This is a genomic window from Pseudomonas sp. KCJK9058 (assembly GCF_046230975.1).
GTDB classification, from domain to species: domain Bacteria; phylum Pseudomonadota; class Gammaproteobacteria; order Pseudomonadales; family Pseudomonadaceae; genus Aquipseudomonas; species Aquipseudomonas alloputida.
Genome location: NZ_JBJJLR010000144.1, coordinates 1 through 319, shown reverse-complemented (window position 1 = coordinate 319; position 319 = coordinate 1). Strand labels below are relative to the sequence as shown.

The window sequence follows — 319 nt, the reverse complement described above, 5'->3', positions numbered from 1 at the left end:
GCGCGGGGTCAGCGGGGAAGGGCTGAACAATGGGCGCAGCTCCTGGATGTCATCCAGGTCGTAGAGGGTGATGGTCCAGCCGAAACCGCGAAGGATCTCATCCAGATTGCCGGCGCTGGGGGCAGGCGCCCAGGGGGCGTCGCTGCTGATGTACAGCAGCGAGCCATTGGGCGCCACGCGGTACTGGCTGTGCCATTCGTAGGCCGGCGCGCTATGGCGCTTGATCAGCAGGTAGAGAAAGCCCTCACGCAAAGGGCGGATGGCGTAGCTGGAGTGGGTCAGCTCGCCGACCTCCTGGAACGGGCTGAGATAGCCCGGC

The 319-nt window shown here is 65.8% G+C and carries 1 protein-coding gene; it reads right to left on the bottom strand.

What is annotated here, in order from left to right; genetic code table 11:
• Positions 1 to 319, bottom strand: a 319-nt coding sequence (locus ACK59Z_RS25970) for a toxin VasX (RefSeq protein WP_409294017.1), incomplete at both ends; no start/stop codon positions are given.